Source organism: Streptomyces novaecaesareae (assembly GCF_000716875.1).
Taxonomy (GTDB): Bacteria; Actinomycetota; Actinomycetes; order Streptomycetales; family Streptomycetaceae; genus Kitasatospora; species Kitasatospora novaecaesareae.
Map to the genome: position 1 here is coordinate 113,962 of NZ_JNWQ01000003.1, position 24,806 is coordinate 138,767.

Annotated in this window: 30 protein-coding genes; 14 read left to right on the forward strand and 16 right to left on the reverse strand. The window is 73.4% G+C overall.

All coding sequences use genetic code 11. The features are described 5' to 3' along the window. Window positions 1-89: 89 nt before the first annotated feature. The 4 genes from OP86_RS02235 to OP86_RS02250 all read left to right on the forward strand — a co-directional run bounded on the left by OP86_RS02235 (window position 90) and on the right by OP86_RS02250 (window position 3,154). The gene (locus OP86_RS02235; protein ID WP_030255647.1) at window positions 90-557 is read left to right on the forward strand and encodes a MarR family winged helix-turn-helix transcriptional regulator; all 468 of its coding nucleotides are present in this window, start codon (window positions 90-92) and stop codon (window positions 555-557) included. Between the two features lie 191 nt (window positions 558-748). After that, on the forward strand, window positions 749-1,210 hold the full coding sequence (locus tag OP86_RS02240) for a molybdopterin-dependent oxidoreductase (protein WP_030255645.1): 462 nt from the start codon (window positions 749-751) through the stop codon (window positions 1,208-1,210). 134 nt (window positions 1,211-1,344) lie between these two features. Then, window positions 1,345-1,863: a GNAT family N-acetyltransferase gene (locus OP86_RS02245; RefSeq protein ID WP_030059381.1), complete on the forward strand. Its 519-nt coding sequence runs from the start codon at window positions 1,345-1,347 to the stop codon at window positions 1,861-1,863. A gap of 253 nt (window positions 1,864-2,116) precedes the next feature. Next, a complete protein-coding gene (locus OP86_RS02250) occupies window positions 2,117-3,154 on the forward strand; it encodes a sphingomyelin phosphodiesterase (RefSeq protein WP_030059382.1) in 1,038 nt (345 codons plus the stop codon). Window positions 3,155-3,177: 23 nt separating this feature from the next. On the opposite strand, the gene OP86_RS02255 is transcribed toward OP86_RS02250, so the two are convergent. Continuing rightward, window positions 3,178-4,242 (reverse strand): LacI family DNA-binding transcriptional regulator, encoded by a 1,065-nt coding sequence (locus tag OP86_RS02255; RefSeq protein ID WP_051829570.1) that lies wholly within the window; start codon window positions 4,240-4,242, stop codon window positions 3,178-3,180. 164 nt (window positions 4,243-4,406) lie between these two features. Between OP86_RS02255 and OP86_RS02260 the strand changes: the two genes are divergently transcribed. Together OP86_RS02260 and OP86_RS34490 are read left to right on the forward strand one after the other, a co-directional pair. Then, on the forward strand, window positions 4,407-5,360 hold the full coding sequence (locus OP86_RS02260) for a DUF4436 family protein (RefSeq protein WP_157849647.1): 954 nt from the start codon (window positions 4,407-4,409) through the stop codon (window positions 5,358-5,360). A 172-nt stretch (window positions 5,361-5,532) separates the two neighbouring features. Then, window positions 5,533-5,784 carry a helix-turn-helix domain-containing protein gene (locus OP86_RS34490; RefSeq protein WP_199815150.1) on the forward strand — a complete coding sequence of 84 codons (252 nt, stop codon included), beginning with the start codon at window positions 5,533-5,535 and terminating at the stop codon, window positions 5,782-5,784. A 52-nt stretch (window positions 5,785-5,836) separates the two neighbouring features. Here the strand turns inward: OP86_RS34490 and OP86_RS02265 are convergent, their stop codons facing one another. The 5 genes from OP86_RS02265 to OP86_RS02285 all read right to left on the reverse strand — a co-directional run bounded on the left by OP86_RS02265 (window position 5,837) and on the right by OP86_RS02285 (window position 10,759). Next, window positions 5,837-6,589 carry a GNAT family N-acetyltransferase gene (locus OP86_RS02265; RefSeq protein ID WP_030255640.1) on the reverse strand — a complete coding sequence of 251 codons (753 nt, stop codon included), beginning with the start codon at window positions 6,587-6,589 and terminating at the stop codon, window positions 5,837-5,839. 84 nt (window positions 6,590-6,673) lie between these two features. Next, a complete protein-coding gene (locus OP86_RS02270; protein WP_030059386.1) occupies window positions 6,674-7,768 on the reverse strand; it encodes a WD40/YVTN/BNR-like repeat-containing protein in 1,095 nt (364 codons plus the stop codon). A gap of 169 nt (window positions 7,769-7,937) precedes the next feature. After that, window positions 7,938-9,380, reverse strand: a complete 1,443-nt coding sequence (locus OP86_RS02275) for a dihydrolipoyl dehydrogenase family protein (protein WP_030059387.1) — start codon at window positions 9,378-9,380, stop codon at window positions 7,938-7,940. Between the two features lie 142 nt (window positions 9,381-9,522). Then, window positions 9,523-10,257 (reverse strand): alpha/beta fold hydrolase, encoded by a 735-nt coding sequence (locus OP86_RS02280; protein WP_030255638.1) that lies wholly within the window; start codon window positions 10,255-10,257, stop codon window positions 9,523-9,525. A gap of 112 nt (window positions 10,258-10,369) precedes the next feature. Continuing rightward, the gene (locus tag OP86_RS02285) at window positions 10,370-10,759 is read right to left on the reverse strand and encodes a thioredoxin family protein (protein ID WP_030059390.1); all 390 of its coding nucleotides are present in this window, start codon (window positions 10,757-10,759) and stop codon (window positions 10,370-10,372) included. 208 nt (window positions 10,760-10,967) lie between these two features. On the opposite strand from OP86_RS02285, the gene OP86_RS02290 reads away from it, so the two are divergent. Genes OP86_RS02290 through OP86_RS02300 form a run of 3 tightly spaced genes read left to right on the forward strand, consistent with a single transcriptional unit; the run spans window position 10,968 to window position 12,977 of the window. Next, window positions 10,968-11,570: a hypothetical protein gene (locus tag OP86_RS02290; protein ID WP_051829571.1), complete on the forward strand. Its 603-nt coding sequence runs from the start codon at window positions 10,968-10,970 to the stop codon at window positions 11,568-11,570. A gap of 19 nt (window positions 11,571-11,589) precedes the next feature. Then, a complete protein-coding gene (locus OP86_RS02295; protein ID WP_030059392.1) occupies window positions 11,590-12,192 on the forward strand; it encodes a sigma-70 family RNA polymerase sigma factor in 603 nt (200 codons plus the stop codon). Continuing rightward, window positions 12,189-12,977 (forward strand): anti-sigma factor family protein, encoded by a 789-nt coding sequence (locus OP86_RS02300; RefSeq protein WP_051829572.1) that lies wholly within the window; start codon window positions 12,189-12,191, stop codon window positions 12,975-12,977. The genes OP86_RS02295 and OP86_RS02300 overlap by 4 nt, the downstream gene beginning before the upstream one ends. 50 nt (window positions 12,978-13,027) lie before the next feature. Here the strand turns inward: OP86_RS02300 and OP86_RS33265 are convergent, their stop codons facing one another. The 4 genes from OP86_RS33265 to OP86_RS02320 form a co-directional block, all read right to left on the reverse strand. After that, window positions 13,028-13,732 (reverse strand): hypothetical protein, encoded by a 705-nt coding sequence (locus tag OP86_RS33265; protein ID WP_051829573.1) that lies wholly within the window; start codon window positions 13,730-13,732, stop codon window positions 13,028-13,030. After that, a complete protein-coding gene (locus OP86_RS02310; RefSeq protein ID WP_030059395.1) occupies window positions 13,729-14,364 on the reverse strand; it encodes a hypothetical protein in 636 nt (211 codons plus the stop codon). The genes OP86_RS33265 and OP86_RS02310 overlap by 4 nt, the downstream gene beginning before the upstream one ends. Before the next feature lie 69 nt (window positions 14,365-14,433). Further along, window positions 14,434-14,946, reverse strand: a complete 513-nt coding sequence (locus tag OP86_RS02315; protein WP_030059396.1) for a DUF1990 domain-containing protein — start codon at window positions 14,944-14,946, stop codon at window positions 14,434-14,436. Further along, entirely contained in the window at window positions 14,943-15,800 is an 858-nt protein-coding gene (locus OP86_RS02320; protein ID WP_030059397.1) for a YndJ family protein, read from the reverse strand. The genes OP86_RS02315 and OP86_RS02320 overlap by 4 nt, the downstream gene beginning before the upstream one ends. A gap of 167 nt (window positions 15,801-15,967) precedes the next feature. Here OP86_RS02320 and OP86_RS02325 point away from each other — a divergent pair, with 167 nt between their 5' ends. Continuing rightward, a complete protein-coding gene (locus OP86_RS02325) occupies window positions 15,968-16,237 on the forward strand; it encodes a DUF1876 domain-containing protein (RefSeq protein WP_030059398.1) in 270 nt (89 codons plus the stop codon). Continuing rightward, a complete protein-coding gene (locus OP86_RS02330; protein WP_030059399.1) occupies window positions 16,234-16,443 on the forward strand; it encodes a hypothetical protein in 210 nt (69 codons plus the stop codon). Before OP86_RS02325 ends, OP86_RS02330 begins: the two co-directional genes overlap by 4 nt. 196 nt (window positions 16,444-16,639) lie before the next feature. Here OP86_RS02330 and OP86_RS02335 read toward each other — a convergent pair whose 3' ends face one another. From OP86_RS02335 to OP86_RS02355, 5 genes are all read right to left on the reverse strand, one after another. Beyond that, window positions 16,640-17,080, reverse strand: coding sequence for a PPOX class F420-dependent oxidoreductase (locus tag OP86_RS02335; protein ID WP_324604079.1), 441 nt, complete (start codon window positions 17,078-17,080; stop codon window positions 16,640-16,642). A gap of 28 nt (window positions 17,081-17,108) precedes the next feature. Continuing rightward, window positions 17,109-18,719: a cytochrome bc1 complex cytochrome b subunit gene (gene qcrB, locus OP86_RS02340; RefSeq protein WP_030255617.1), complete on the reverse strand. Its 1,611-nt coding sequence runs from the start codon at window positions 18,717-18,719 to the stop codon at window positions 17,109-17,111. A 258-nt stretch (window positions 18,720-18,977) separates the two neighbouring features. Beyond that, window positions 18,978-20,510 (reverse strand): MFS transporter, encoded by a 1,533-nt coding sequence (locus OP86_RS02345; protein ID WP_030059403.1) that lies wholly within the window; start codon window positions 20,508-20,510, stop codon window positions 18,978-18,980. A gap of 235 nt (window positions 20,511-20,745) precedes the next feature. Continuing rightward, window positions 20,746-21,426, reverse strand: a complete 681-nt coding sequence (locus OP86_RS02350; protein WP_030059404.1) for a TetR/AcrR family transcriptional regulator — start codon at window positions 21,424-21,426, stop codon at window positions 20,746-20,748. A gap of 105 nt (window positions 21,427-21,531) precedes the next feature. Beyond that, entirely contained in the window at window positions 21,532-22,071 is a 540-nt protein-coding gene (locus tag OP86_RS02355; protein ID WP_063832272.1) for a MarR family winged helix-turn-helix transcriptional regulator, read from the reverse strand. A 145-nt stretch (window positions 22,072-22,216) separates the two neighbouring features. Here OP86_RS02355 and OP86_RS02360 point away from each other — a divergent pair, with 145 nt between their 5' ends. The 3 genes from OP86_RS02360 to OP86_RS02370 all read left to right on the forward strand — a co-directional run bounded on the left by OP86_RS02360 (window position 22,217) and on the right by OP86_RS02370 (window position 24,241). Next, the gene (locus tag OP86_RS02360; RefSeq protein WP_030059406.1) at window positions 22,217-22,666 is read left to right on the forward strand and encodes an AtaL-like protein; all 450 of its coding nucleotides are present in this window, start codon (window positions 22,217-22,219) and stop codon (window positions 22,664-22,666) included. 86 nt (window positions 22,667-22,752) lie between these two features. After that, window positions 22,753-23,334 carry a Uma2 family endonuclease gene (locus OP86_RS02365; RefSeq protein WP_030059407.1) on the forward strand — a complete coding sequence of 194 codons (582 nt, stop codon included), beginning with the start codon at window positions 22,753-22,755 and terminating at the stop codon, window positions 23,332-23,334. 121 nt (window positions 23,335-23,455) lie between these two features. Continuing rightward, complete coding sequence (locus tag OP86_RS02370) at window positions 23,456-24,241, forward strand: VOC family protein (RefSeq protein ID WP_030059408.1); 786 nt, start codon at window positions 23,456-23,458, stop codon at window positions 24,239-24,241. Between the two features lie 60 nt (window positions 24,242-24,301). Here OP86_RS02370 and OP86_RS02375 read toward each other — a convergent pair whose 3' ends face one another. Next, window positions 24,302-24,763 (reverse strand): hemerythrin domain-containing protein, encoded by a 462-nt coding sequence (locus tag OP86_RS02375; protein WP_030059409.1) that lies wholly within the window; start codon window positions 24,761-24,763, stop codon window positions 24,302-24,304. Window positions 24,764-24,806: the final 43 nt, after the last annotated feature.

Sequence of the window (24,806 nt, forward strand, 5' to 3'; positions counted from 1 at the left end):
AGTAGTTCAAATTTGAACCTCTACTCCGATCGACGGTACACCTTCGTTCGAATTTGAACAACAGGAGTAGGCTGCACACCATGTCCTCATTGAACGAACCCCGCTGGCTGGACCCGGACGAGATGGCCGCCTGGCGGGGCTTCGTCGTCGCGAGCAACCTGCTCAACCGCCGGCTGGAGCGCCAGCTCAAGGAGGACTCCGGCCTCTCCCACCAGCAGTACGAGATCCTGGTGCACCTGTCCGCCGCCCCCGGCGACTCGCTGCGGATGACCGAACTCGCCGACAGGCTGATCACCTCCAAGAGCGGCCTGACCTACCAGGTCACCCAGCTGGAGCGGGCCGGCCTGGTCGCCCGCCGCTCCTGTCCCAGCGACGTGCGCGGCGTCATCGCCGAACTCACCGACCAGGGGCGGGAGATGCTGCGCCAGGCCGCGCCCGGGCACGTCGCCCTGGTGCGCGAGCTGCTGATCGACGTCCTCACCCGCGAGCAACTGGCCGTCCTCGCCGAGGGCCTCGGCCGCGTCAGCGCCCGGCTGCGCCTGGACGAGACCCCGTAAGGCCCGTCCCGGTACGCGCGTCCCGGCGCGCCCACCCCGGGAGGGTCGCAGATTCCGGCTGATCGGCACGTCCGTCATCGTAGTTGCGGATGAATACCGCCTTTCAGCGTCGCAACTGCGAATGCCACCGGGCCCGCTCGGGTAACCCTCCTCCCGGGCCGCGGCGCAGCGGTCCGGGAGGAGGGAGCACCATGACCCCGGCCAGACCCACCGTCCGGCTGCACGGCCACCTCGACCGGCCCGCCGAGCTGACCGTCGACCAGTTGCGGGCCCTCCCCGCCCACCGGGTCGAGGTCAGCTTCGACTGCCGGACGGAGGGCGAGCAGCGCCACGGCTACGAGGGCCCGGCCCTGCTGGACGTGCTGCGCGAGGCGCGGCCGCGGATCGACTTCTCCGGCCGCAAGCAGCGGCTGCGCTTCCTGCTCTCGGTGGCCGGTGCCGACGGCCACCGGGCGGTGGTCTCCTGGGCCGAGATCGACCCGGACTTCGGCGGCCAGCGGATCCTGCTGGCCACCAGTATGGACGGTGCCCCGCTGGACGCCGCCGGCCCGCAGCTCGTCGTCCCCGACGACCACTGCGGCGCCCGCTACGTCAGCGCCGTCACCGACGTGTGGCTCGGCCCCCTCGGCGACTCGGCGCGGCCCGCGGTGTGACACCCTCCGCGGCCCACCACGTGACACCCGCCGCGGTGGTTGCCCGGGCGGAGCATCCTCCCTGGTCGCGAGGGGTACGGGCAATGCGGCAAAAACGCTCGCCGCGGCCGGGTTTCCGTGCCAACATGCCCCATATGGGGACGATTCTGCACGGCACCCTGGTGACGCTCCGCCCGGCCACCACCGACGACATCCCGGCCCTGGCGGCCATCCGCGGCACACCCGAGGTGTTCGCCCGTTGGCGGGGCGGCGACGACCTGCCCGCCGAGGTCGCCAACGACCTGGAATCGCCCGACACCGAGACCTTCGCGATCGACGTGGGCGGCCAGGTGGTCGGCGCCATCCAGTGGTACGCCAACAACGACGACGAGTACCGGCACGCCGGGATGGACCTCTACCTCGACCCGACGGTGCACGGCCTGGGCCTGGGCACCGACGCCGTGCGGACGATGGCCCGGCACCTGGTGCACGACCACCACTACCACCGGCTGGTGATCGACCCGGCCGCGGACAACCTCGCCGCGATCCGCTGCTACACCAAGGTCGGCTTCCGGGCCGTCGGCACCATGCGCCAGTACGAGCGCGGTTCGGACGGCACCTGGCACGACAACGTGCTGATGGATCTGCTCGCGGACGAACTGCTGGACGGCTGACGGCTGACGGCTGACGGCGGTTCGCGCGGCCCTCGGCGCAGAGGCGACGGCGGTGCAAGGGTGTACAGACATCTTGTCGTCCACCCGCCCCGACCTGTACAGACATCTCACGGTCACATGATCGGTCGGAACTGCTCTCCTGGCGTTCTTCCCCCCGTACCGGGCGGTAGCTAACGTTCGTCCGCCAATCCCGGCCGCCGGCCACCCCGGCGCCGGGCCCCGCAGGGTAGACGAATTCCCCAGGAGAACGCCCATGCTCTCGCGTCGCACGGCCACCGCCCTCACCTCGGCGGCCGCCGCCGCTCTGCTGCTCGGCGGCACCGCCCCGGCCGCCACCGCCGGCACCCCGGCGGGCCCCACCACGCTGTCCGTCTTCGCGTTCAACGTCGACCTCGGCACCGCCGTGGTCGACAGCACCCAGAACGAGCAGGCCGCCCGGCGCACCCCGGTGATCGAGCAGATCGTCCGTCAGCACAACGCCGATGTCGTCGTCCTGGACGAGCAGTTCAACAACAGCTCGACCGCCGACATCAACAGCAAGCTCGCCGACCTCTACCCGTACCGCACCCCGGTGGTCGGCGGCACCTGCTCCGGCGGCGGCTGGACGGGCATCAGCGGCAACTGCTCCAGCTCGTGGTTCGTCATCAACGGCGGCACGATGATCCTCTCCAAGTACCCGATCACCGCCCAGTACGCCCACGTGTTCGCCAACTCCACCTACGGCACCTGGGACTACCACGCCAACAAGGGCGCGGCGCTGGTGAAGGTGACCAAGAACGGCAGCACCGCCTGGGTGGTCGGCACCCACCTGCAGGCCGACGAGTCGGACGTCTCGACCGACACCACCCAGTCCACCCGGCTCGGCCAGCTCGCCGAGATCCGCGCCTGGGTGGACGGGATCGTCGGCAGCGGCGCTCCGGTGCTGATCGGCGGCGACCTCAACGTCGAGTACGTCCACGGGCAGGCCCGCGGCGACTACGCCAACGCGCAGAACGCGGTGAACGGCGTGCTCGGCACCCCGGCCACCGACCCGAGCCAGAGCCTGGCCACCATGGACTGCTCGGTCTCCGCCTGGTGCCAGTACATGGCGGGCGTCGAGACCTTCCCCAAGGACTACCGGGACGACCTCGACTACATCGGCTACCTCAACGCCCCGGGCCGCCCGGCGCCGACCGCGATGTCCGACGTCAAGGTCGACTTCGACCCGCAGGCGGGCTGGGCACCGGGACAGCTCGACACCAACGCGCCCAGCGACCACTACCCGGTCGAGGCCACGTTCCAGCTGGGCTGACGCCCGGCGGCGCCGGGCTGGTGTCAGCCCAGGGCCGGCCGGCCCTGGGCTGCCCGGTCCGGGCTCGGCCGGTCCGGCGCCGGGCAGCCGCAGGAGCGCCGGACGACCAGCCGGGTCGGGAAGGTCCGGGTGCCGGCGGCGCGGAGCTCGGCCCCGCCGAGCACGAGCTCCAGCGCGGCGTGGGCCATCTCGTCCTGCGCGGTGGTGACGGTGGTCAGCGCCGGCCCGGCGATCACCGCCTCGGCGATGTCGTCGAAACCGGCCACCGCGAGGTCCTCCGGCACCCGGATCCCCAGGTCGTCGGCGGCCCGCAGCAGACCGATCGCCTGGTCGTCCGTCGCACAGAACACGGCGGCGGGCCGGTCCGGCCGGGCGAGCAGGGCGAGCGCCGCGGCGTGCGCCCGGACGCGGTCGAACGGCGCCGGGGTGAGCCGCCCCTCGGTGGGCAGCCCGGCCTCCTCCAGCGCGGCGAGCCAGCCCGCCGTCCGGGCGGTCACCGGGTCGTGCGGGCTGAGCGCGAAGGTGCCGCCGAAGCAGTGCACCCCGGCGTGCCCGTGGCCGAGCAGGTGGCCGACCACCTCGCGGGCGCCGCCCTCGTCGTCGGCCACCACGGAGACGCCGTTGGCGCTCTCCGCGCGGTGGTGCAGCAGCACGACCGGGGTGCCGTCGGCCACGTCGAAGCCGGTCAGCCCGGGGGTGGCCGGGTCCTGGGTGACCAGGATCAGGCCGTCCACCTGCATCCCGAGGAAGGCGCGGATGTAGTGCGCCTCGCGCTCGTCGGCGTAGTCGGAGTTGCCGATCAGCAGCAGCCGGCCGTGGTCGGCGGCGGCCTGCTCGACGGCGTGGGCGAGCCCGGCGAAGAACGGCTGGCGGGCGTCCGGCACGACCATCCCGAGCAGGTTGGTCCGCCGCCGCGCCATCGCCTGGGCGACCCGGTTGGGGCGGTAGCCGAGCTCCTCGACGGCCGCGAGCACCCGCGCCCGGGTCGCCGGCGCTACCGGCCGCGGGCCGTCGTTGATCACATAACTCACGACCGCTGTGGACGTCCCCGCGGCCCGCGCCACATCGTCCCTCGTCACCCTCGCCATGACCGTTGAGCCTACACAGCGCCCCTGACACCGCCGACCAGCGCGTTTTCCGGCCGACGGGCGGGCCCCGATCGGCCGTCTGCGGTTGCGGGGCGGGCGGCGCCGCGCGGAGGGTGGCGGAACGGGCGGCCGCCGTCGCCGCCGCCGACCGTGGGAGCAGGTCGATGAGCACGCCGCCGCACCGCCGGGCCACCCGGCCGCCGCGCCCGACGGCCCGGCCACGGGTGCGCCTCCGCGCCCGGGCGCGGGTCGGCAGCGCCACCCGGCCGAAGGTCCGGCTCTGGAGCGCGTACGCCGTGGCGGTGGCGATCGTGCTGTCCGTCGTCGCCGGGCTGCTGCTCTACCTCGACGAACGCTCCAGCCGCAGCCACGCCCAGATCGTCGGGACCGCCCCCGGCCCGGACTTCCTGGAGGTGCACGTGCTGCTCCAGCGGGTGGACGCGGCCGCGCAGACGCTCACCGCGAAGGTCCTGCTCCTGCCGCACGGTGGCGCCCTGCAGGAGGCCGACAACCCGCTGGTGCCGGCCCGGGACGTCGTGCTGGAGACCACCTCGCTGGAGCAGACCTCGATCAGGTACCCGGCGGGGCAGCAGATCGCCTCCAGCACGGTGACGTTCAACCTGCTCGACGGGCGGATCACCGACTACCCCTTCGACCGCTACCACACGCTGATCGGCTTCCAGGCCACCATCGGCGGGCAGCCCGCGGCGGTGGTGATCGCGGTCGAGGAGGCCGACCCGTTCTTCGTCTTCAAACAGAACGCCAAGGTGAGCGAGGGCGGCGCCGTCGCGGTCACCGAGCGGATCAGCCGCTCGCGCAGCACCTTCATCCTGGCCTGGTTCATGATGGCGGCGATGTGGGCGCTGGCGCTGTCCGTCCTGGTCGCGGCCTGGCTGATCGTCCGGCAGCGGCGCGGGATCATCTGGCCCGCCCTCGGCTGGATGGCGGCCACGCTGTTCGCGCTGGTCGGCATGCGCAACGCCGCGCCCGGCAGCCCGCCGATCGGTTCGCTGCTGGACTACGCGGCGTTCTTCTGGGCGGAGCTGCTGGTCGCGGTCGGCCTGACCATGGTCGTGGTGCGCGGCGCCCGGGTGGAGGGCGGGCACGGGCCTCAGTAGGCGTGGTCCGCGCAGATGTCCGCCGAGAGGGCGAGGGCCTGCTCGGCGGGGCGCCCGCGCAGCGCCAGCAGGGTCTGGATGAGCGCGTCCACGACGGCCAGGTGGGCGAGCCGGCTGGCTGTCGTCTCCAGGCCGAAGGGCCATTGTCAGTGGTGCCCTATAGCTTGGCCCCGTGCACCTGAGGTACTCGTACCGCCTTTACCCAACGGCGGGTCAGCGCGCTCTGCTGGCCCGGACGTTCGGTTGTGCTCGGGTGGTGTACAACGACGCTCTTGCCGCACGGAAGGAGGCCCGGAAAGCCGGGCTTCCCTACCCCAAGAGCACTGATCTGCAGAAGCTGGTGATCACGTCCGCGAAGAGGACGGCCGAACGGGCGTGGCTCGCCTCGGTCGGTTCCGGGAGCGCCTCGGCCGGCTGCGGCTGACCGCCGGCGTCACCGTCCTGGCCGGAATCGCGGTGCTGGAACTCGCCCGCCCCTAGACGGAATCCGGCACGATCACGGTCAGCGAGGTCTCCTGCAGCAGGAAGCCCAGCGACTCGTACAGGCGTCGGGCCGGGTTGCCCTCGGACACCACCAGGTGCAGGTCGGCCAGCCCGCGCTCGGCGGCGTCCGCGACGGCCCGGCGCAGCAGGTCGGCGCCGAGGCCGCGGTAGCCGAGCTCGGGGTGGCGGAAGACCTCGCCGATCCACGGCAGGCCGTTGCGGTCGGTGAGCACCGCCGCGGCCACCACGCGGTCCTCGGCGTCCACGGCGAGCAGGCTGGACGGCAGGACGGGGCCGATGGCCTTCCCGGCGAGCAGCATCCCGAGCCGCTCCGTGAGCGCCCGGGCGTCGTCGGCCGCGAAGTGGTCGACGTGCCCGGGGGCGAAGGCGGCCCGCCAGGCCGCGAACAGCTCCTCGGGTGCGCGGTCGCAGGGCACCGCCCGCAGGCCCTCGCGCAGCGGCGCCCCGGCCCAGTCGGCGGGCGGGGGATCGGCGCGCAGGTCCCGCCGGAAGGTGTGGGCGTGCCGCAGCACCGTCGCGCCGTCCGCCACCAGCCGCTGCCCCAGCTCCGGGGGGCCGGAGACCACCCACCCGGGCAGCTCGGCCCGGATGTACCCGGACGCGTCCGCGGACTCGTCCAGCACCTCCAGCAGGTCGGCCCAGGGCCGGCCCTCCCGCTCGTCCAGCAGGTAGCGCAGCACCGGGGTGCCCTCGCCGTCGTGCCTGACCACCCAGTCCTCGGCCATGGCCCACCCCAATCCACGAGAGTCGTGCGATCGTTCGTCGGCGGCCCATGTTCACCGAGGCCGAGCCGTCGGGCAACCGGTTTTTCAGGCCACCGTCGCCGCCCGGACGCAGAGCACGTCCGGCAGGTGGGAGAGCAGCAGCGACCAGCTCTCGCCCTCGTCGTGGCTGCCGTACACGTCGCCGGTGCGGTTGCCGAAGTAGATCCCGGCCGGGTCGGCGTCGTCGGTGCGCAGGGCGTCGCGCAGCACGATGCCGTAGTGGTCCTCGCCGGGCAGGCCGTCGGCGAGCTGCTGCCAGCTGGTCCCGCCGTCGGTGGTGCGGAAGACCCGGCAGCGGCGGTCGGGCGGGATGCGGTCGTCGGCGCCGCCGAGCGGGAAGAGGTAGGCGGTGTCGCCCCGGTGCGGGTGGGCGGCGACCGCGAAGCCGAACTCGGCGGGCAGCCCGTCCACGATCGAGCGCCAGCTGCCGCCCCAGTCGTCGCTGCGGTAGACGCCGCCGTGGTTCTGCAGGTAGAGCCGGTCCGGGTGGACCGGGTCCGGGGCGATCTTGTGCACGCACTGGCCGAACTCGGGGTACTGGCTCTCCGGCGGGAGGAACTCGGCGCGCAGACCGGCGTTGGAGGGCTCCCAGCTGTCGCCGCCGTCCTTGCTGCGGTAGACGCCGCCGCTGGAGACGGCGACCAGCAGCCGTTGCGGGTCGCGCGGGTCGGTGAGGATGGTGTGCAGGCCCTGGCCGCCGTAGCCGGCGCCCCACTGCGGCCGCTGGGGGTGGTTCCAGAGCGGCTCGACCAGGGCGAAGGTCTCGCCGCCGTCGGTGGAGCGGAACAGTGCGGCGGGCTCGGTGCCCGCGTAGACGACGCCGGGGGCCTCCGGTCCGGCGGGCTGCAGCTGCCAGACCCGGGTCAGCGAGGCGCCGGTGGACTCGGGGAAGCGGATGGCGGGCTGCGGCGGCTCGTACCAGCTCGCGCCGAGGTCGTCGGAGCGCCAGACCGAGGGCCCCCAGTGGCTGCTGTCGGCGCCGGCCAGCAGTCTGGTCCGGCCGCCCCGGCGGTCGATGGAGACGGAGTAGATCGCGTTCATCGGGAAGTGCGGCCCGCTGAACTCCCACGTCAGCCGGTCGCGGCTGCGGCCGAGAAAGAGGCCCTTCTCGGTTCCGACGGCCAACAGCACCTCGGTCATGTCTCACACCACCTGGTCACGAGTGCGGCCCCCCGGGACGGCCCCCAACCGCCAGTGTCCCGCCGTTCACCGGTGGTCACATCTCGCCGCGCCGTTCACCCGGGAGGCCGTGCGTTCACCCGGGAGGCCGTGCGGTCACCTGGGAGGCCGCCCGCTCGCCGAGGGGGTGTCACCCCCGGCAGCCCTCCAGTAGCCGCAGCCAGACCTCGCTGATCGTCGGGTAGGCGGGCACCGCGTGCCAGAGCCGGTCGATCGGCACCTCGCCGACCACCGCGACGGTCGCCGAGTGCAGCAGTTCGGCCACGCCGGGGCCGACCAGGCAGGCGCCGACCAGCACCCGGCGGTCCAGGTCGAAGACCACCCGGGCCCGGCCGCGGTAGTCGTCGCCGTACAGCGAGGCCCCGGCGACGGCGCCGAGGTCGTGGTCGACGGTCTTGACCCGCAGCCCGGCCTCCTCGGCGGCGGCCAGGGTCAGGCCGACCGCGGCGACCTCCGGTTGCGTGAACACCACCTGCGGCGCGCCCGCGAGGTCGGCGGACGCGGCGTGCGCGCCCCAGCGCGCGGTGTCCAGCGGGCGCCCCTGGGTGCGGGCGGCGATCGTCGCGCCCGCGATCCGGGCCTGGTACTTGCCCTGGTGGGTGAGCAGCGCCCGGTGGTTGACGTCCCCGGCGGCGTAGAGCCACTCGCCGTCCACACCGAGCACCGTGCAGCTGTCGTCCACGTCCAGCCAGCCGCCCGGCTTCAGCCCGACCTGCTCCAGCCCGATGTCGGCGGTGCGCGGGGCCCGGCCGGTCGCGTACAGCACCTCGTCGGCGGTCAGCCGCTCCCCGCCCCCGAGCGTCAGGGCCACCGGCCCGGAGCCGTCCGCCCGCTCCACCGCGGTGACCTCGGTGCCGAACCGGACGTCCACCCCGGCGTCCCGCAGGCCCTCGGCGACCAGCTCGCCCGCGAACGGCTCCATCCTGGGCAGCAGCCCGTCGCCGCGCACCAGCAGCACCACCTCGGAGCCGAGCGCCCGCCAGGCGGCGGCCATCTCCACCCCGACCACCCCGCCGCCGACCACCGCCAGCCGTCCCGGGACGGCCGGCGCGCCGGTCGCCTCCCGGTTGGTCCACGGGTGGGCGTCGGCGAGCCCCGGCACGTGCGCGGGCAGCACCGGACGGCTGCCGGTGCACACGACGACGGCGTGCCGGGCGGTGAGCATCCGCTCGCTGCCGTCCTCGGCCTCCACCGTCACCGTCCGCTCGCCCGCCAGCCGGCCGTGGCCGCGGACCAGCTCGATGCCGGTGTCCCGAAGCCAGCGCACCTGGCCGTCGTCGTTCCATCCCGAGGTGAAGGAGTCCCGCCGGGCCAGTACCGCGGCCGCGTCCAGCCGGCCGTCGCCGACCGCCTCCCGGGAGCCGGCCACCGCGCGGGCGTCGGCCAGCGCGGCCACCGGGCGCAGCAACGCCTTGCTCGGCATGCACGCCCAGTACGAGCACTCGCCGCCGACCAGTTCGGCCTCCACGATCACCGTGCGCAGCCCGGCGGCGACCGTCCGGTCCGCCACGTTCTCGCCGGTCGGGCCGGCCCCCAGGACGATGACGTCGTACTCCTCGGCGGTGCTGGTCATATCCGGTCCTCCGTCGTCTCGATGGTCACCCCGTACCCGCTCGCCCACCGGGGCCCCGTTGCCCCGCTGTCCGCTCGGGTGCGGCGTGGGCCCCATCCTGCCGGGCCGGACGCGCCCGCGCGACGGACGGACACACGCGGGTTCAGATCGCGGCGAGCTCCGCGAGCACTGCCGCCGTGTCGGCCGGACGGGAGAACATCGGCCAGTGCCCGGTGGGCAGTTCGCGCAGCTCCCAGTTCGGGCCGTCGAGCCCGGCGAACCACGGGTGGCCGGCCGCGATCAGCGCGCGCACCTGGGAGAGCGGGAAGGAGCAGGACACCAGTGCCTGCGGCAGGGCGGCCCCGGCGCCGGTCAGCCGCAGCCGGTCCCGGTACGCCCCGGCCGGGTGCGGGGTGACCCGCGCGCGGATCCGGGCCAGCGCGGCCTCGTCCAGGCCCTCCACACTGGCGCCGTGGGCGGCGATGACGTCCCAGGGCGGCATCGGGAGGCGGCCGTCGACCACCGAGGCGTCGGCGGCCTCGCGGTAGTCGGGCTGCCAGAGGTCGAACAGCGAACCGCCGTCGATCATCGGGCCGGAGTCCAGGTAGACCACCCGGCGGATCCGCTCCGGCATCCGGTCCGCGATCCCGCCGACCGGGGCGCAGGCGCCGCTGTGCGCGACCAGCACCACGTCCCACAGGTCCTCGCGGACCAGCAGCTCGGCCAGGTCGGCGATGTGGTCCTCCAGGCCGAACTCGCCGCTCTCGCCCGCGCGTTCGGCGAGCCCGCGCAGGGTCACCGGGTGGACGGTGTGCCCGGCCGCGCGCAGCGGCGCGGCCACCTCGTCCCACGCCCAGGCGCCGAGCCAGAACCCGGGGACGAGTACGAACGTGCTCATGGCGGATCACTCCTTCGTCGGTGGGACCTTCCGCCGACGACCTTAGGGCCCGACTCGAAGACGGGCCCTGAGCCCGGGGAGTACGACTCCCCGGGCCCTGAGGTGTGTCTGCTCAGGCCTGGCCGTCGGCCGCCTGCTCCGCGGCGACCTTGCGCTTCACCTCGACCATGTCCAGGTCGCGGGCCTGCCCGATCAGGTCCTCGAACACCGCCTCCGGCAGCGCACCGGCCTGCGAGAAGACGAGCACGCCCTCACGGATGATCGCCAGCGTGGGGATCGACTGGATCCCGAACGCGGCGGCGAGCTCCTGCTGCGCCTCCGTGTCCACCTTGGCGAAGACCAGGTCCGAGTGGCGCTCGGCCGCCTTCTCGTACACCGGGGCGAACTGGCGGCACGGCCCGCACCACCCGGCCCAGAAGTCGATGAAGACGAAGTCCTTGCCCTCCGGGCCCGGGACGATGTCGTCGAAGTTCTCCTTGGTCAGCTCGACCGTGCTGCTCATCTCGCGGTCCCTTCCTTTCCGGACGCTGCGGTACAGGCCATGTGCCCGCGACAACGGTGCCGCCCGGCACCGTATTCCGGACGTACCCGGCGCCCGGTGCGCCCGGCGGTGCCCGGCATTGAGCAGCCGGCCGGCACCGCCCGTACAGAAGGGTGTCCAGTCGGTTTCCGTTCCGATCCGTTTCCGTTCCGACCGCGGGAGGCTCCCCATGCACAGCAAACCCCGTACCCGCCGGGCCGCCGTGGTGGCCGCCTCGGGCATCGCGGTGGCCGCCCTGGTCGCCGGCTGCGGGTCGTCCGGGGGCGGGTCCTCCGGGAGTGCCAAGCCCAGTGCGCCGAGTACGTCGAGCAGCCCGAGCGCCCCGGCGAGCGCCACCCTGCAGGTCGCCACCGACCCCAAGCTGGGCACGATCGTCACCGACAGTGCCGGCTTCACGCTCTACCGCTTCGACCAGGACGAGGACAACCCGCCGGAGTCCTACTGCAACGGCAGCTGCGCCACGATCTGGCCGCCCGAGCACGCCAACGGCGACGTCACGGTGAAGGGCATCGACAGCAAGCTGGTCGGCACCGTCACCCGCTCCGACGGCACCAAGCAGATCACCCTCAACGGCCGGCCGGTCTACCGCTACTCGCAGGACGCCAAGCCCGGCGACACCAAGGGCCAGGGCGTGGCCGGCACCTGGTTCGCGGTGACCCCGAGCGGGGGCAAGGCGGGCACCGGCACGTCCGCCCCGAGCCCCGCCACTCCCAGCCCCGCCACGCCGAGCCCCGCCACCCCCAGCCCGATGCCCAGCATCCCGGGCTACTGACCGACCGGGCAGCTGACCGATGTCGACCGCCCTCGACCAGGAGGCCCGGGTGCGCAACGATGAAGTGGTGACCGAGGAGCACCCCGCCGGCGGCACGGCCGGCCACGGCACGGGGGCGTCGGACGAGGAGTTGATGCGCGCCCTGTACCACGAGCACGCCGGTCCGCTCTTCGGCTTCGTGCTCCACCTGGTCGCCGGCGACCGGCAGCGGGCCGAGGACGTCGTCCAGGAGACGCTGGTCCGCGCCTGGCGCAACATCCACCGGCTGGACCCGCAGGCGGGCTCGCTGCGGCCCTGGCTGGTCACGGTCGCGCGGCGGATCGTGATCGACGGCCACCGCAGCGCCCGGGCCAGGCCGTACGAGGTGGACGCCTCGGCCCTGGAACTGCTGCCCGCCGAGGACGAACTCGACCGGGCCCTGCGGATGATGACCGTCGCGGACGCGCTCGGCGACCTCTCGCCGGCGCACCGCGAGATCATCGTCGAGACCTATCTGAAGGGCCGCACGGCCACCGAGGCGGCCGCCGAACTCGGCATCCCGGCCGGGACCGTACGGTCGCGGGTGTACTACGCACTGCGCTCGCTCAGGCTCGCGCTGGAGGAACGGGGAGTGACATCGTGACCAAGCGCCCCGACCCTGCGCCCGTGGGCCCGAACGGCGCTCCCGGCGGCCCGGATCCCGTGCCCGGCGGCCCCGGCCAGGTGCCCGGTGGCCCGGGGCACGTCGACGTCGGCGCGTACGTCCTCGGCCTGCTGGAGCCCGCCGAGCGCGCCGCCTTCGAGCGGCACCTGGCCGACTGCCCGCTGTGCACCGAGCAGGTGTCCGAACTCGGCTTCATGGAACCGCTGTTGGCCGAGTACACGGCCTCCGCCAAGGCCGCCGGGCTGGACCCGGCCGGCCCGCCCCCGCACCCGGACCTGCGGCTCCTGGACCGGCTGGTCGCCGAGGTCGGGACCGTCCGGCGGCGCGGCCGGGTGCGGCGGCTGGCGCTGGCCCTGGCGGCGACCGCGATGATGGCGGCGGGCCCCGCCGTCACGGCCGCGGTGCTCACCGCCGACAGCACCCCTGCCGTGGTCGCCGTGGCCGAACAGTTCAGCGCCACCGACCCGACCACCGGAGCGCACGCCACCGTCGGCGTGGACGGCACCACCTGGGGCAGCCGGATCAGCATGCAACTCGGAGGCGTACAAGGCCCGTTGACCTGCAAACTGGTCGCCGTGGCGGACAACGGCGAGCGGCAGACGGTGAATACCTGGTCCATCCCGGCGAGTGGCTACGGCAGCTCGGACGGCGTGCTGCGCACCACCGGCAGCGCGGCGTTCCAGCCCGGGGCCATCAACCACTTCGAGGTGCGGGTCCAGGGCAGCGGCGCCGTGCTGGTCGTCGTCCCCGCCCACCACAGCTGAGTCACCCCAGACCTGAGTCACCCCAGACCTGAGTCGCCGCGGATCCCGGGTCAGAACAGGCGGTGCACCTCGTACGGCTCCAGCCGCTCGATCCGAGCCGGCCCCCGGACGCCGGGCCAGCGCGGGTTCGGCTCGCCCGCGCCGGTCATGTGCTGCCGCTGCCAGATGCCGCTCCAGCCCACCCGCAGGGCCGGCTCGAAGCTGTACCACCGTCCGGACGGGCAGGGCTTCAGGACCCACGCGCAGGTCCGGCACAGCTCGGCCCGCCCGTGCCCGGTGGGGACCGGCACCGTCGGCCCCTCGTCCCCGCAGGCCGGGCAACCGGGCAACTCCGCGCCGTCCTGCAGGGCGTTGCGCCGCCGGACGTAGTCGGGCAGCCGCAGCGGCGGGTGGAGGAACGGGTCCTGCCGCCAGGCGGTGTCCGGCGCCGCCCACCAGGGCCTGTTCCACCAGGGCTGCTCCGCGGGCCCTCGCCGTCCGGTCCGCTTCTGTGCCCGGCGCTGCTCCGCGTACTCCTCGGCCCGGGCGCGCCAGAGCTCCCGCGCCTCGTGCAGTTCGTCCACCGCCCGCACCAGTGACTCCGGGTCCGCCTCCGGGTTGCGCGGCATCCGGGCGCTGACCGTCAGGTGGTGGTACGTCGCCCGGAAGCCGTAGGGCGCGAACAGGGTCAGGCAGGTCCGCAGCGCGCCGAGCCGACGGTGGACCGTCAGGGAGGCGTCGTGCACGAGGGCCCGGTGGGTGTGGAAGCTGGTCATGCCGGGGGTTCCAGGTCGAGTGCGCGGGCGAGCGCGGCGGTGAGGGCGGTGGCGTGGCCGGGCAGCTGCCGCTCGGCCCAACTCGCCGCCAGGTCGAGGAAGTCGCGCAGGTCCCGCTCGGCCCCGGCGAGCAGTCGGCGCAGCTCGTCCACCGGCAGCTCGATCACCGGGCTGTTCTCGTCCTCGGCGTCCTGGGTCAGCCGGGCGACCGGGCCGACGCACTCGACCCGGGCGTCCGGGTCGTGGCCGAACCAGGCCGGGTCGGCGCCGTCGGCCGCGTCCAGCCAGCCGCGCCACTCCTCCAGGCCGGTACAGCAGCCCGGCCCGAAGACGGTGCCGGTGGCCGAGTCGGTGACCCGCAGGCCGCCGGGGGCGTACGGGCCGGGGTCGGTGAGCAGCCCGTGCAGGAAGGCGCCCAGCGGGTCCTCCGGGCGGGGGCCGCGTTCGGCCTCCTCCTCGGGGTCGAGCTCGACGTCGTTGACGTCGGCCAGCCGCCACACCGCCGTGCCCACCTCGGCGGGCGTCAACCGCCCGTCCAGCGCGAGATTCCCGTACGGCCCGTGGTCGGCCGTCGGCCAGAGCACGAAGCCGTCGGGGGCGAAGATCTCCAGGACCGGCTGCATCGAGAACATCCGGCGATCATCCCGGACGGCCCACCCCGCCGACCAGCGCATTTCTCGGCGCCATTCACCCCGCGCCGTTCACGCCGCGTCCGCCGCGATCCGGGCCAGCACCCGCCCGCAGCGCCGGGCGAAGGCGCGTTGGGCGAGCGGGAGCAGCGGGCCGGCCAGCCGGGCGTACCGGGCGACGGGCCGGCTGAAGGCGGTGACGGAGAACCAGACCGCCTTGTCCGGCCCCATCTCGACCAGGAAGGTCTCCTCGCCGCGGGCCAGGTGGCCGTGCCGCGTTCCGTAGGTGAAGCCGTAGCGGTCCGGGCCGTCGACGGCGGCCAGCACCCGGTTCGGGGCCCCGGCACGCAGCGGGCCGACACCGATCGCGCAGTGGACGGCGACGCCGGGGGCCGCCTGGTCCGCGTCGGCGTCGATCCGGACGCCCGCCAGCCGGTGCATCCGCCAGCCGAGCAGGGCGGCTCCGGCGACCGTCAGCGCGGCGCGGCCGTGGCCGATCAGCGCCCGGTGCCGCAGGTGGTGGTAGCCGTCGGGCAGTGTGCCGGTGGCACTGGCGCCCTGTTCGGGGTAGCTGTAGTCGGTCATCGGTGGGCCTCCGGGGTGTCGGTGCGGGGTGCGGTGAGTCGGCGCCAGGCGAGGAGGGCGCAGAGGGCGAAGCCGAGCGCGTTGCCGACGCCGTGGGTGGCGGCCATCCAGGTCAGGGTGGGGTGGGGGAGTCCGGCGGCCCGGCCGAGCGCCCACCAGAGGGCGAGCAGCATGGTGAGCGCGAGGACGGCCGAGGAGGCGGCGAGCAGCCGGGCGGTGGCGGCGTCGCCGGCCCGGGGGCGCAGCTCGCGCCAGGTGACCAGGCCGACCAGCCACATTCCGGTGGCCAGCACGACCGCCCCGGCGAACTGCCACCAGGTGCCGAGGAAGTACCCGGCCAGCACCAGCAGCGTGCCCGCCGGGACGCTGAGCGCGGCGCAGCGGGCCGCGCGGGAGGCGGGGTCGGCGGTGCGGCAGACCAGCCCGGCGACCAGGGCGGCGGTGAAGCCGGCGTAGTGGAAGTGCGGGACGGTCAGCGCCAGGATGTGCGGCTCGAAGCCGAAGAGCGGGTAGCCGGAGCGCTCGGCGACCAGCGCGACCCCGGCGACGGAGGGCGCGGCGAGTGCGGTGAGCACGGCGACCTCGGCGGGGGCGAGCGAGCGGGTGCGGGCCAGTCGCAGCGGCGCGTGCAGGGCGATGGCCAGGGTGCCCAGGGCGTAGAGGCCGGCGTTGCCGGCGGCCAGGCCGCCGTGCGGCAGCCAGAGCGAGAGCGCGCCGGGTACGGCGGCGAGCGGCCAGAGCCGACGGATCCGGGCGAGTCCGGGTTCGTCGATCAGGGCGAGGCCGAGCGGGACGACGGCGCCCATGCCGAGCAGGACCAGCAGGTCCACCAGTTCCGTGGTGCCCTTTCCCATGCCGGGCACACCCCCCTTGAACGTGTTCAAATGAGCTTCGCCGCCGACTCTACGCCGCCGACTTGAACGCGTTCAACTTGTCTCCGGAGGCGGCCCCGAACCCGCTGCCTGGTGTTCACGTTGGGTGCGGCGCACTCTGGAGGGGTAACCGATGGAGGTGATCCGCCATGCAGACTCTGGTCGGTTGGCACATCGAGATGGAGTTCCGTGAGGACGGTCCGCGGACCAGCGCCGCCGCCCTGCTCCGGCTCGGCGACGGAACCGAACTGCGTGCCCACGGCTACAGCAGCCGCCACCCCTCCGACCCGGACCAGCTGCGGGTCGGCGAGGAGGTCGCGGGGGCCCGCGCGCTCAACGACCTCGCCTCGCAACTGCTCACCAAGGCCCACGGCGAGATCCAGGAGGTCAGCCCGGTCCCGACCCACCCGCTGACGTGACCACCGCGCGCCCCGGCGGCGACGGCACCGAACGCGAGCCGACGACCCGCCCCCGGATCCCGCTGATCTGCCCGCGCTGCGGGCACGAGCAGCAGGTCGTGCCCGGCGGCCCGGAGCGGGCGGTCAAGGTCGTCCACGTCGGGACGGGCCGGGAGGCCTGCGAGCCCGGGGACCTGGCGCGGGCTCCGGACGACGACGGGCCCTGAGCCCTCCGGCCCGCAGCCCACCCTCGCAACGCGGAAGCGCAGAAACGAGGAAGCGCGAAGACGCGGGAACGCCGAGTGCCGGGTCCGGCCCCAGCCGGCCCCGGCACTCGACGGGCTCATCCGCGCGGGCCGAGCGCAGGCTCAGCGGCAGTGTGACCGCCAGCCGCCCCTCGGCTCACGCCGTCGGTTCACGCCCTCAGTTCACGCAGTACGTACCCGGCGGCTGCCACTCCGGCCCGACCAGCCGCTGCTCCAGCTCGTTGAGCGTGATCCGGATCCCGACCGTCCCGGCCAGCCCGAGCCGGAACCGGCTGCGGGCCAGCGCGATCAGCGCCGTCAGCCCGTACTTGTTGATCAGCTCGGTCCGGTAGCGCGCCGTCGCGTCGGCGTCGCAGAGCCGTGCGCGGGCCGGGAGGCTGCGGCCGGTCGGGCGCCCGTGGGCGTCGCAGGGGCCGATCAGCACCCGGGAGTGGCGGCGGATCCGTTCGGCCTCGCCGGAGTGGGCCGGGGTCCAGATCCCGAGCGCCGTGCCGTCCGGCACCACCCAGAGCTGCGACTCCAGCCGGCTGCCGTCCTCGCCGAAGGTGGTCAGCAGGAGGTATCTGCTGTCGGCGAGCCGGTCGGTTCGGTGGTGCACGATGTCCTCCCTCTGGCCTCGGGGCGGGTCAGTGCCCGTGGCCCTCGGTGATCTCGCGGTACTCCTCGGCGGTGGGCTTGGGGATCTGCGCGTGCTCGCCGTGGATCCCGCGGGACAGCCTGGCGCGGGTGCGGGTGAGCACTCCTGCCGGGCGGGCCACTCCATTCTCGTCGACGGGGGCGGGCAGTTCGAGGGGGCGGGGCTGCTCGTGTGCCGTGAGCCGGTGGAGTTCGGCGGGCGTGAGCCCGGCGTGCAGCTCGGTGAACTCGCCGTGCGGCAGGCGCTTGATGACGCCGGTCTCGCGGCCGTGCAGCACCTTGTCGCGGTCCCGGCGCTGGAGTCCGAGGCACCACCGCTTGGTCACGACGAACACGACCACCGGGACGACGAAGGCGCCGGCCCGCACCGCGTACGTGATGGTGTTGAGCGACAGGTGCAGATGGGTGGCGATGAGGTCGTTGCCGCCGCCCGCGAGCATCACCAGGTAGAGGCTGATCCAGGCGGCGCCGAGCGCGGTGCGCACGGGCGCGTTGCGCGGCCGGTCGAGCAGGTGGTGCTCGCGCGTGTCGTCGGTCACCCAGCTCTCCACGAAGGGGTAGACCGCGATCGCGAACAGGATCACCGGGAACAGCAGGAAGGGGATCAGCACCCCGAGGTTGAGGGTGTGGCCCCACAGCCCGATCTCCCAGCCGGGCATCACGCGGATCAGGCCCTCGGCGAAGCCCATGTACCAGTCCGGCTGGGCGTCGGTGGACACCTGGTCCGGGCGGTACGGGCCGTACGACCAGATCGGGTTGACGGTCGCGATCGCCGACACCAGCGCGATGATGCCGAAGACCAGGAAGAAGAACCCGCCGGCCTTGGCCATGTAGACCGGCATCAGCGGCATGCCGACGACGTTCTTCTCGGTCCGGCCGGGGCCCGCCCACTGGGTGTGCTTGTGGTAGAAGACCAGGATCAGGTGCGCCACCAGCAGCCCGAGCATGATGCCGGGGATCAGCAGCACGTGGATGGTGAAGAACCGCGGGATGATGTCGTGCCCGGGGAACTCCCCGCCGAACAGGAACATCTGGATGTACGTGCCGACGAGCGGTACGGCCAGCAGCACGCCCTCGATGAACCGGATGCCGGTGCCGGACAGCAGGTCGTCGGGCAGCGAGTAGCCGAAGAAGCCGTCCAGCATGCCGAGGAAGAGCAGCAGGAAGCCGAAGAGCCAGTTGATCTCGCGCGGCTTGCGGAACGCGCCCGTGAAGAACACCCGCATCATGTGCACGAACATGGCCGCGACGAAGACGATCGCCGCCCAGTGGTGGATCTGACGGATCAGCAGACCGCCGCGCACCTCGAAGCTGATGTCCACGGTGGAGGCGTAGGCCTCCGACATCCCGATGCCCTTGAGCGGCACGTACGAGCCGTCGTAGACGACCTCGCCCATGCTCGGCTTGAAGAACAGGGTCAGGTAGACGCCGGTCAGGATGATGATCAGGAAGGTGTAGAGGCAGATCTCGCCCAGCATGAAGGACCAGTGGTCCGGGAAGATCTTCCGCAGGTTGGCCCTGGCCAGGGTGTAGATCCCCAGCCGGCCGTCCGCCCAGTCGGCGGCCCGCTGCCCCCGCCCTGGGCTCTGTTTCCGGGTCATGTGCACGCACCTCGGTCCGAAGAAAACGGGGAGATGCCCCCGTTTCGTACTGGCGCCCACCTTAATCGGGGAGTGATCCCCACTTCTACTCGGGGTGCCGTGGACCGGGGTGCCACCGGCCGACGTGCCGTAGTCCGGGGCCGGGGCCGGGGCCGGGTGTCACCGACCGGGGCCCGGAAACGGCGAGCGGCCCGCCCGGTGTCGTGAAACACCGGACGGGCCGCGTACGCACCCGAGTGGCCCCGAGGGCCCGTGGCGTCAGTGCACCAGCACCGGCACCTCGTCGCTCTTCGCGGCGCCCTCGCCGGCGCCCGCACCCGCCGCGCCGGGCCGGCCGGCGTTGATGAAGGTGAAGGCGACCGCGGCGGCCGCCACCAGGATCCCGAAGGACACCCAGATCGCGGTCGAGAAGCCGTGCACCATGCCCTGGAACTGCAGCGCCTTGGCGGCCTCCGGGGAGGCGGTGGCCGCGGCGGTGACGTGCGAGGCCAGCCAGCTGGTGGTGGCGCTCGCCGCGATGGTGTTCAGCAGCGCGGTGCCGATGGCGCCGCCGACCTGCTGCGAGGTGTTGACCATCGCGGAGGCCACGCCCGCGTCGCGCGGCTGGACGCCGTGCGTGGCGAGGCTCATGGCCGGCATGAACGCGGAGCCCATGCCGAGGCCCATCAGGATCAGGCCGGGCAGGATCAGCGCCGGGTAGGAGGTGTCCAGGCCGATGTGGGTCAGCAGGAACATGCCGATCGAGGCGACCAGGAAGCCGGGTGCCATCAGGTAGCGCGCCGGGACCCGGGTCATCAGCCGGGCGCCGATCTGGGTCGAGCCGGTGATCATGCCCGCCACCATCGGCAGGAAGGCCACACCGGTCAGCACCGGGCTGTAGCCGAGCACGATCTGCAGGTAGTAGGTCAGGAAGAGGAACAGACCGAACATCCCGATCACGGCCATGCCCAGCGACAGGTACACCCCGCCGCGGTTGCGGTCCAGCACCACGCGCAGCGGCAGCAGCGGGGCCTTGACCTTGAGCTCCACGGCCACGAAGGCGGCGAGCAGCACGGCAGCCGCGGCGAACAGGCCCAGGGTGCTGCCGGCCGTCCAGCCGCTGGACTCGGCCCGGGTGAAGCCGTAGACCAGGGAGACCAGGCCGGTGGTCACCAGCAGCACGCCGGGAACGTCCAGACGGTTGCGGTTGCGGCCCTCGGCCGGCTCGCGGATCACCATGACGGCGCCGACGGCGGCCACGATGGCGAACGGGATGTTGACGAAGAAGGTCCAGCGCCAGTTCATGTACTCGGTCAGCAGGCCGCCGAGGATGAGGCCGATGGCGCCACCGCCACCGGCGATCGCACCGTAGATGCCGAAGGCCTTGGCGCGCTCCTTGGCCTCGGTGAAGGTCACCGCGAGCAGCGACAGCGCGGCCGGGGCGAGCAGTGCGCCGAACACGCCCTGCAGGGCGCGGGCGCCGAGCAGCATCGCGGTGTTGGCCGCGGCGCCGCCGAGCGCGGAGGCGAGGGCGAAGCCGGTCAGGCCGACGATGAACGTCCGCTTGCGGCCCCACAGGTCCGCGATCCGGCCGCCGAACAGCAGCAGGCCGCCGAAGGCCAGCGCGTAGGCGGTGATCACCCACTGGCGGTTGCCGTCGGTGATGCCCAGGTCCCGCTGTGCGGAGGGCAGGGCGATGTTCACGATGGTCGCGTCGAGGACGACCATCAGCTGGGCGAGGCCGATGAATATCAGCGCCTTCCAGCGCCGGGGATCGGGCAGCGTCGCCGGTCGGGCGTCGGTTACAGGCATGGGGGTACTCACTTCACGGTGCGTGGTGTGCGTGAAAACGGTCGACTGCCGTACGGGAACGGCTGGTCGCCGTACGGTGAAGAAGCGTGCTGGGAAAGCGTGTTGGAGCGGTGTGGCGGAACGCCGCGTCAGAACAGCGTGTCGGAACGGCGAGTCGAAGGCGTGTGCAGGCGCGCCGGGGCGGCGCCGGCCGGTCAGTGCCGGTGGTCGGTCGGTTCTGGGGTCGGTGCTCGGATCAGTTCTGGGGCTGGAAGTCCTCGAAGGTCGCCGCCCGGCCGGGCAGCACCGAAGGGGCCGGCGCACGCATGCCGTCCAGGAACAGCTGCAGGTGCCGGTGGACGAACCCCTCCAGCAGGCTGCAGGAGGTACCCGGCAGCGGCCGGGTCAGCTGGCCCATCGCGATGAACAGGTCGCCGTGGTCGACGTCCGGCCGCAGTTCGCCCGCGGCCCGGGCGCGCTCCATCAGTCCGCTCACGGCGGACCGCAGGCGCTCTCGGACCTCGGTCAACTCCGGGTCGTACGGGTCGACATGGCTGGTGAACAACGGACAGAGTCCGCCGACCTTCTCCGCGACGGCCGCGTGCGCGAACCGCTGCAGAGCGTCGAACGGGCCACCGCCGTCAGGGGTGTCCGCCTCCACCGTCGCCGTCTCGGCGAGGGCCAGGATGCGGTTCTTGACGAGCAGTGCCACCTCGCGGATCAGCGCCATCCGGTCCGGGAAGTTCCGGTACAAGGTGGCATTGCCGACCCCCGCCCGCTTCGCGATCTCGTCCAGCGGCACATCCGCACCGTGCTCGACGAACGCGTCCCGGGCCGCCAGTACGATCCGCTCCCGGTTCCGGCTCGCGTCGGCACGCAACTTCGGCGTGCGGACGCTCCCCGCGGGACGGACCGACTCAGCGGCTGCGGTGGTCACGACGACTACTCCCTCATAGTACCGGGGAACTTCTCCCCGCTTCTGCCAATGTAATCGGAAACGGGGAATCCGTCCCCGGAATTTCCTCCCCGGATGTGACCTGGGTCACATCTCCGGGTCGTCGGCGCCCGTCGAGCCGGGGTCCGTCGAGCCGGGGTCCGTCGAGCCGGGGTCCGTCGAGCCGGGTTCCGCCCCGGGGTCCGCGCCGAGGTTGCGCTCCAGCCGTCCCAGCAGGCGGGCCAGGGTGGCCCGGTCGGCCTCGTCCAGTCCGGCCAGGGTGATCGCCTCCAGCTCCCGCCAGGACTGCGCGACCTGGTCGCGCAGCGCGCAGGCTGCCGCCGTCGCCTCGACCACCACGGCCCGCCGGTCGGTCTCGCTGCGCCGGCGCCGCAGGAACCCCGCCTGCTCCAGGCGCTGCACCATCCGGGTGACGGTGGAGGCGTCCACGCCCAGCTCGTCGATCAGAGCGGCCTGCGGCTGCGGCCCGCGCTCCCAGAGCAGCATCATCAGCAGCTCCTGCCCGGCGTGCAGGCCGTGGGGGCGCAGCAGGCGCTCGGCGTTGGCCCGGTGCAGCCGGGAGACCCGGGCGATGGCCTGGCTGGTGCCGCCCGCCTCGGCGAGGGGCTGGTTCCGTGAATCGCGCACGCGGTCATTGTATGGGCAAGCACTTGGCATCCATCTGCGGTATCCCCTTGCGCCGACTGGGTCGGAGGCGTTTACTTGGCCGCGCAAGCAAAATGATTGGCCGGGCAAGTAAGTGCCCGTGCCGAGCCGAACAGGGGAGCCAGCCATGCGAGTCGTCAGCCAGACCGTGCGCGTCAACGACCCGGCCGACCAGGACGAGGTCAAGCTCACCCGGGACGACGTCTGGGCGGGCCTGCAGCGCAAGGCCGAGAACGCCGTCCCCTTCGTCGCCGCGATGGACGAGTGCACCGTCCTGGAGCGCACCGAGAACGGCCTGGTCCGCGAGGTGGTCTTCCACGGCGAGCGGGTCCGCGAGGAGATCGTCTTCCACCCCAAGGCCCGGGTCAGCTTCTTCCGCGAGGACGAGGCCGCGACCTGGGTGATCCACAACGACATCGACGAGGACGAGAACGGCCTCACCCTCACCTTCCGCGGCGAACTCGACCTCGGCGGCGGCGAGGCCGAGGACGCCGCCGCCGACCGCATGCACGCCGGCTACCTCCTCGCCCTCCAGACCACCCTCAAGCTCTCCCGCGAGGCCGTCCGGAACGCGTGATCCCAGCAGGACCGCCGGACGGCCCGTAACCACCCACCGGTGCGATCGTTCGCACGATGGGACGTCCGGACGAAGGAGCAAGGCCCATGACCGCTACCTTCGGCCGCCCGCAGATGCTGCCCGGGGAGTTCGAGGAGCTCGCGCACCTCGCCCCCCGGGCGGTCGAAGGCATCCGGCTGGAGTTCCTCAACGGCCGACTGGCGGTCAAGCCGCGACCGGACGGCAATCACAGTCGCGTGGTCGAGTGGCTGGTGCGCAGTTGCCTCCAGGCGCGGCCGGAGCTGTTCCTCCACCACCACGGCGTGAAGGTGCAGCGAGCCCGGGACGGACGCGCGTATCCGGACGGCGTCCTGGCACCCTCCGAGGCCTTCGCGGGCCTTGGGGAGTGGGTCGATGCCGGTTCGGTGCTGATGGTCGCCGAAATCACCGATGCCGAGGCCGAAGCCGACCACCGGGCCCGCGTCGAGAAGCCCCGCGCCTATGCCGAGACCGATATTCCCGTCTACCTGCTGATCGACCGGGAATCCGCCGAGGTCGTCGTCCACAGCCAGCCAGACGGCGTGCGCTACGAGCGCGTTCAAACCCTCCCGTTCGGCAGGACCGTGCAGCTCCCCGAGCCCGTGGGGATCTCCCTGGACACGGAGCCGCTGAAGAACTGGGTGCGCTGATCCCGGGCATGGCTTCCCCGGGGTGTCCGGGGTCGCGCCCTAGGCTGTGGGCGTCCCGGGCGGCCGGTGGGCCGTGGGAGTCGGGAGGGGCCCGGCGGCCGGGTGGGCGAGGAGGTTCGCGATGGGCAGCGGTGAGACCGCCAAGGTGCGTTGCGTGGCGGCCGTTCCGTGCTGGGTGAGCCTGATGACCCGGGACCTGGAGGGGGCCAAGGAGTTCTACGGGCCGCTGCTCGGCTGGGAGTTCGAGGTCGGGCCGGACCGCTTCGGGCCGTACGTGCACGCGGTGACCGGCGGCGAGGCGGTGGCCGGCCTGGGCGTTGCGGGAGGCGGGGCGATCCCGGTCGCCTGGACCAGCTACTTCGGGACGGAGAGCGCGGACGCCGCCGCCGACGCGGTGCGTGAGCGCGGCGCGACGCTGGCGGTCGGCCCGCTGGCCTTCGACGCCGGGCGGGTCGCCTTCGCGGCGGACCCTGCGGGCGCGGTGTTCGGCATCTGGGAGGGCCCGTTGGGCCGGGCCCGGAAGCTGGAGCTGCCCGGCGCCCCGGTCTGGATCGAGCTGCGCACCCCGGACCCGTTCGCGGCGGCGCTGTTCTACGGCGAGGTGTTCCGCTGGGACGGCCGCGACCCGGAGCGCTTCGACGTCCGCTGGGAGCACGACCGGGTGGTGCTGCGCGCGGAGGGCAACAGCGTCGCGGCGCTGGCCAAGGAGCAGGCGGGCGGCCCGGCGGGGATGCCGCCGCACTGGGAGGTGTCCTTCGCCGTCCCGGACACCGACCTGGCGGTGGCCCGGGCCGTCGAGCTGGGCGGTGCGGCGCTCGGCCCGGCTTTCGACTCCCCGTACGGACGGGTGGCCCGGCTGCAGGACCGTGAGGGCGCCCGGTTCGCGGTGATCGGCCCGAAGGCCTGACCGGTCTGGCTTGTCTGACCAGCCCGAAGGCCTGACCTGCCTGACCGACCCGGGGCCCGCTCAGTCGGCCGGCGTTTCGAGTTCCGCGCGCTCCGCCCGGAGCCGGTCGCCGAGCGCGGTGCGGGCGGTGGCGGGCAGGGCCTTGCGGGCGGCGGGGAAGAGCTGTTCCTCCTCGCCGCGCAGGTGTCGGCGCAGGGTGTCGGCGAGGCCGCGCAGCAGGGTGTCGAAGGCCGGGTGGGCCGGGCCGAGCGCCTGGAGGTCGGCGAGGTACTGCCCGATCGCCAGGTGGTCGTGGATGCTGCCGAACACCAGCGCTCCGCCGTCGGGCACGTCGTGCTGCACGACCGGGAAGAGGTGTTCCTCCTCGGCGGCGCAGTGAGCGAACAGCAGGTCGGTCAGGCGGGTCACCAGCTCGGCGCGCTCGGCGCCGCCGGCCGGGGCGGCATCGATCCGGTCGAGCAGGTCGGTGACCGCCCGGTGGTCGGCGGTGAACTCGTCGAGGATGTCCGGCCTGCGGCTCATGGTGCCCGCCTCTCGCACGGAAGTCTGCCCCCGTACCTTCCAG

What these genes read in the sequence shown, in the direction of transcription:
- OP86_RS02240 (WP_030255645.1), top strand. Translation starts at nt 749, where the DNA reads ATGACCCCGGCCAGACCCACCGTCCGGCTGCACGGCCACCTCGACCGG.
- OP86_RS02245 (WP_030059381.1), top strand. Translation starts at nt 1,345, where the DNA reads ATGGGGACGATTCTGCACGGCACCCTGGTGACGCTCCGCCCGGCCACC.
- OP86_RS02250 (WP_030059382.1), top strand. Translation starts at nt 2,117, where the DNA reads ATGCTCTCGCGTCGCACGGCCACCGCCCTCACCTCGGCGGCCGCCGCC.
- OP86_RS02255 (WP_051829570.1), bottom strand. Translation starts at nt 4,242, where the DNA reads ATGGCGAGGGTGACGAGGGACGATGTGGCGCGGGCCGCGGGGACGTCC.
- OP86_RS02260 (WP_157849647.1), top strand. Translation starts at nt 4,407, where the DNA reads ATGAGCACGCCGCCGCACCGCCGGGCCACCCGGCCGCCGCGCCCGACG.
- OP86_RS02265 (WP_030255640.1), bottom strand. Translation starts at nt 6,589, where the DNA reads ATGGCCGAGGACTGGGTGGTCAGGCACGACGGCGAGGGCACCCCGGTG.
- OP86_RS02270 (WP_030059386.1), bottom strand. Translation starts at nt 7,768, where the DNA reads ATGACCGAGGTGCTGTTGGCCGTCGGAACCGAGAAGGGCCTCTTTCTC.
- OP86_RS02275 (WP_030059387.1), bottom strand. Translation starts at nt 9,380, where the DNA reads ATGACCAGCACCGCCGAGGAGTACGACGTCATCGTCCTGGGGGCCGGC.
- OP86_RS02280 (WP_030255638.1), bottom strand. Translation starts at nt 10,257, where the DNA reads ATGAGCACGTTCGTACTCGTCCCCGGGTTCTGGCTCGGCGCCTGGGCG.
- OP86_RS02285 (WP_030059390.1), bottom strand. Translation starts at nt 10,759, where the DNA reads ATGAGCAGCACGGTCGAGCTGACCAAGGAGAACTTCGACGACATCGTC.
- OP86_RS02290 (WP_051829571.1), top strand. Translation starts at nt 10,968, where the DNA reads ATGCACAGCAAACCCCGTACCCGCCGGGCCGCCGTGGTGGCCGCCTCG.
- OP86_RS02295 (WP_030059392.1), top strand. Translation starts at nt 11,590, where the DNA reads ATGTCGACCGCCCTCGACCAGGAGGCCCGGGTGCGCAACGATGAAGTG.
- OP86_RS33265 (WP_051829573.1), bottom strand. Translation starts at nt 13,732, where the DNA reads ATGACCAGCTTCCACACCCACCGGGCCCTCGTGCACGACGCCTCCCTG.
- OP86_RS02310 (WP_030059395.1), bottom strand. Translation starts at nt 14,364, where the DNA reads ATGTTCTCGATGCAGCCGGTCCTGGAGATCTTCGCCCCCGACGGCTTC.
- OP86_RS02315 (WP_030059396.1), bottom strand. Translation starts at nt 14,946, where the DNA reads ATGACCGACTACAGCTACCCCGAACAGGGCGCCAGTGCCACCGGCACA.
- OP86_RS02320 (WP_030059397.1), bottom strand. Translation starts at nt 15,800, where the DNA reads ATGGGAAAGGGCACCACGGAACTGGTGGACCTGCTGGTCCTGCTCGGC.
- OP86_RS02325 (WP_030059398.1), top strand. Translation starts at nt 15,968, where the DNA reads ATGCAGACTCTGGTCGGTTGGCACATCGAGATGGAGTTCCGTGAGGAC.
- qcrB (WP_030255617.1), bottom strand. Translation starts at nt 18,719, where the DNA reads ATGACCCGGAAACAGAGCCCAGGGCGGGGGCAGCGGGCCGCCGACTGG.
- OP86_RS02345 (WP_030059403.1), bottom strand. Translation starts at nt 20,510, where the DNA reads ATGCCTGTAACCGACGCCCGACCGGCGACGCTGCCCGATCCCCGGCGC.
- OP86_RS02360 (WP_030059406.1), top strand. Translation starts at nt 22,217, where the DNA reads ATGCGAGTCGTCAGCCAGACCGTGCGCGTCAACGACCCGGCCGACCAG.
- OP86_RS02365 (WP_030059407.1), top strand. Translation starts at nt 22,753, where the DNA reads ATGACCGCTACCTTCGGCCGCCCGCAGATGCTGCCCGGGGAGTTCGAG.
- OP86_RS02370 (WP_030059408.1), top strand. Translation starts at nt 23,456, where the DNA reads ATGGGCAGCGGTGAGACCGCCAAGGTGCGTTGCGTGGCGGCCGTTCCG.
- OP86_RS02375 (WP_030059409.1), bottom strand. Translation starts at nt 24,763, where the DNA reads ATGAGCCGCAGGCCGGACATCCTCGACGAGTTCACCGCCGACCACCGG.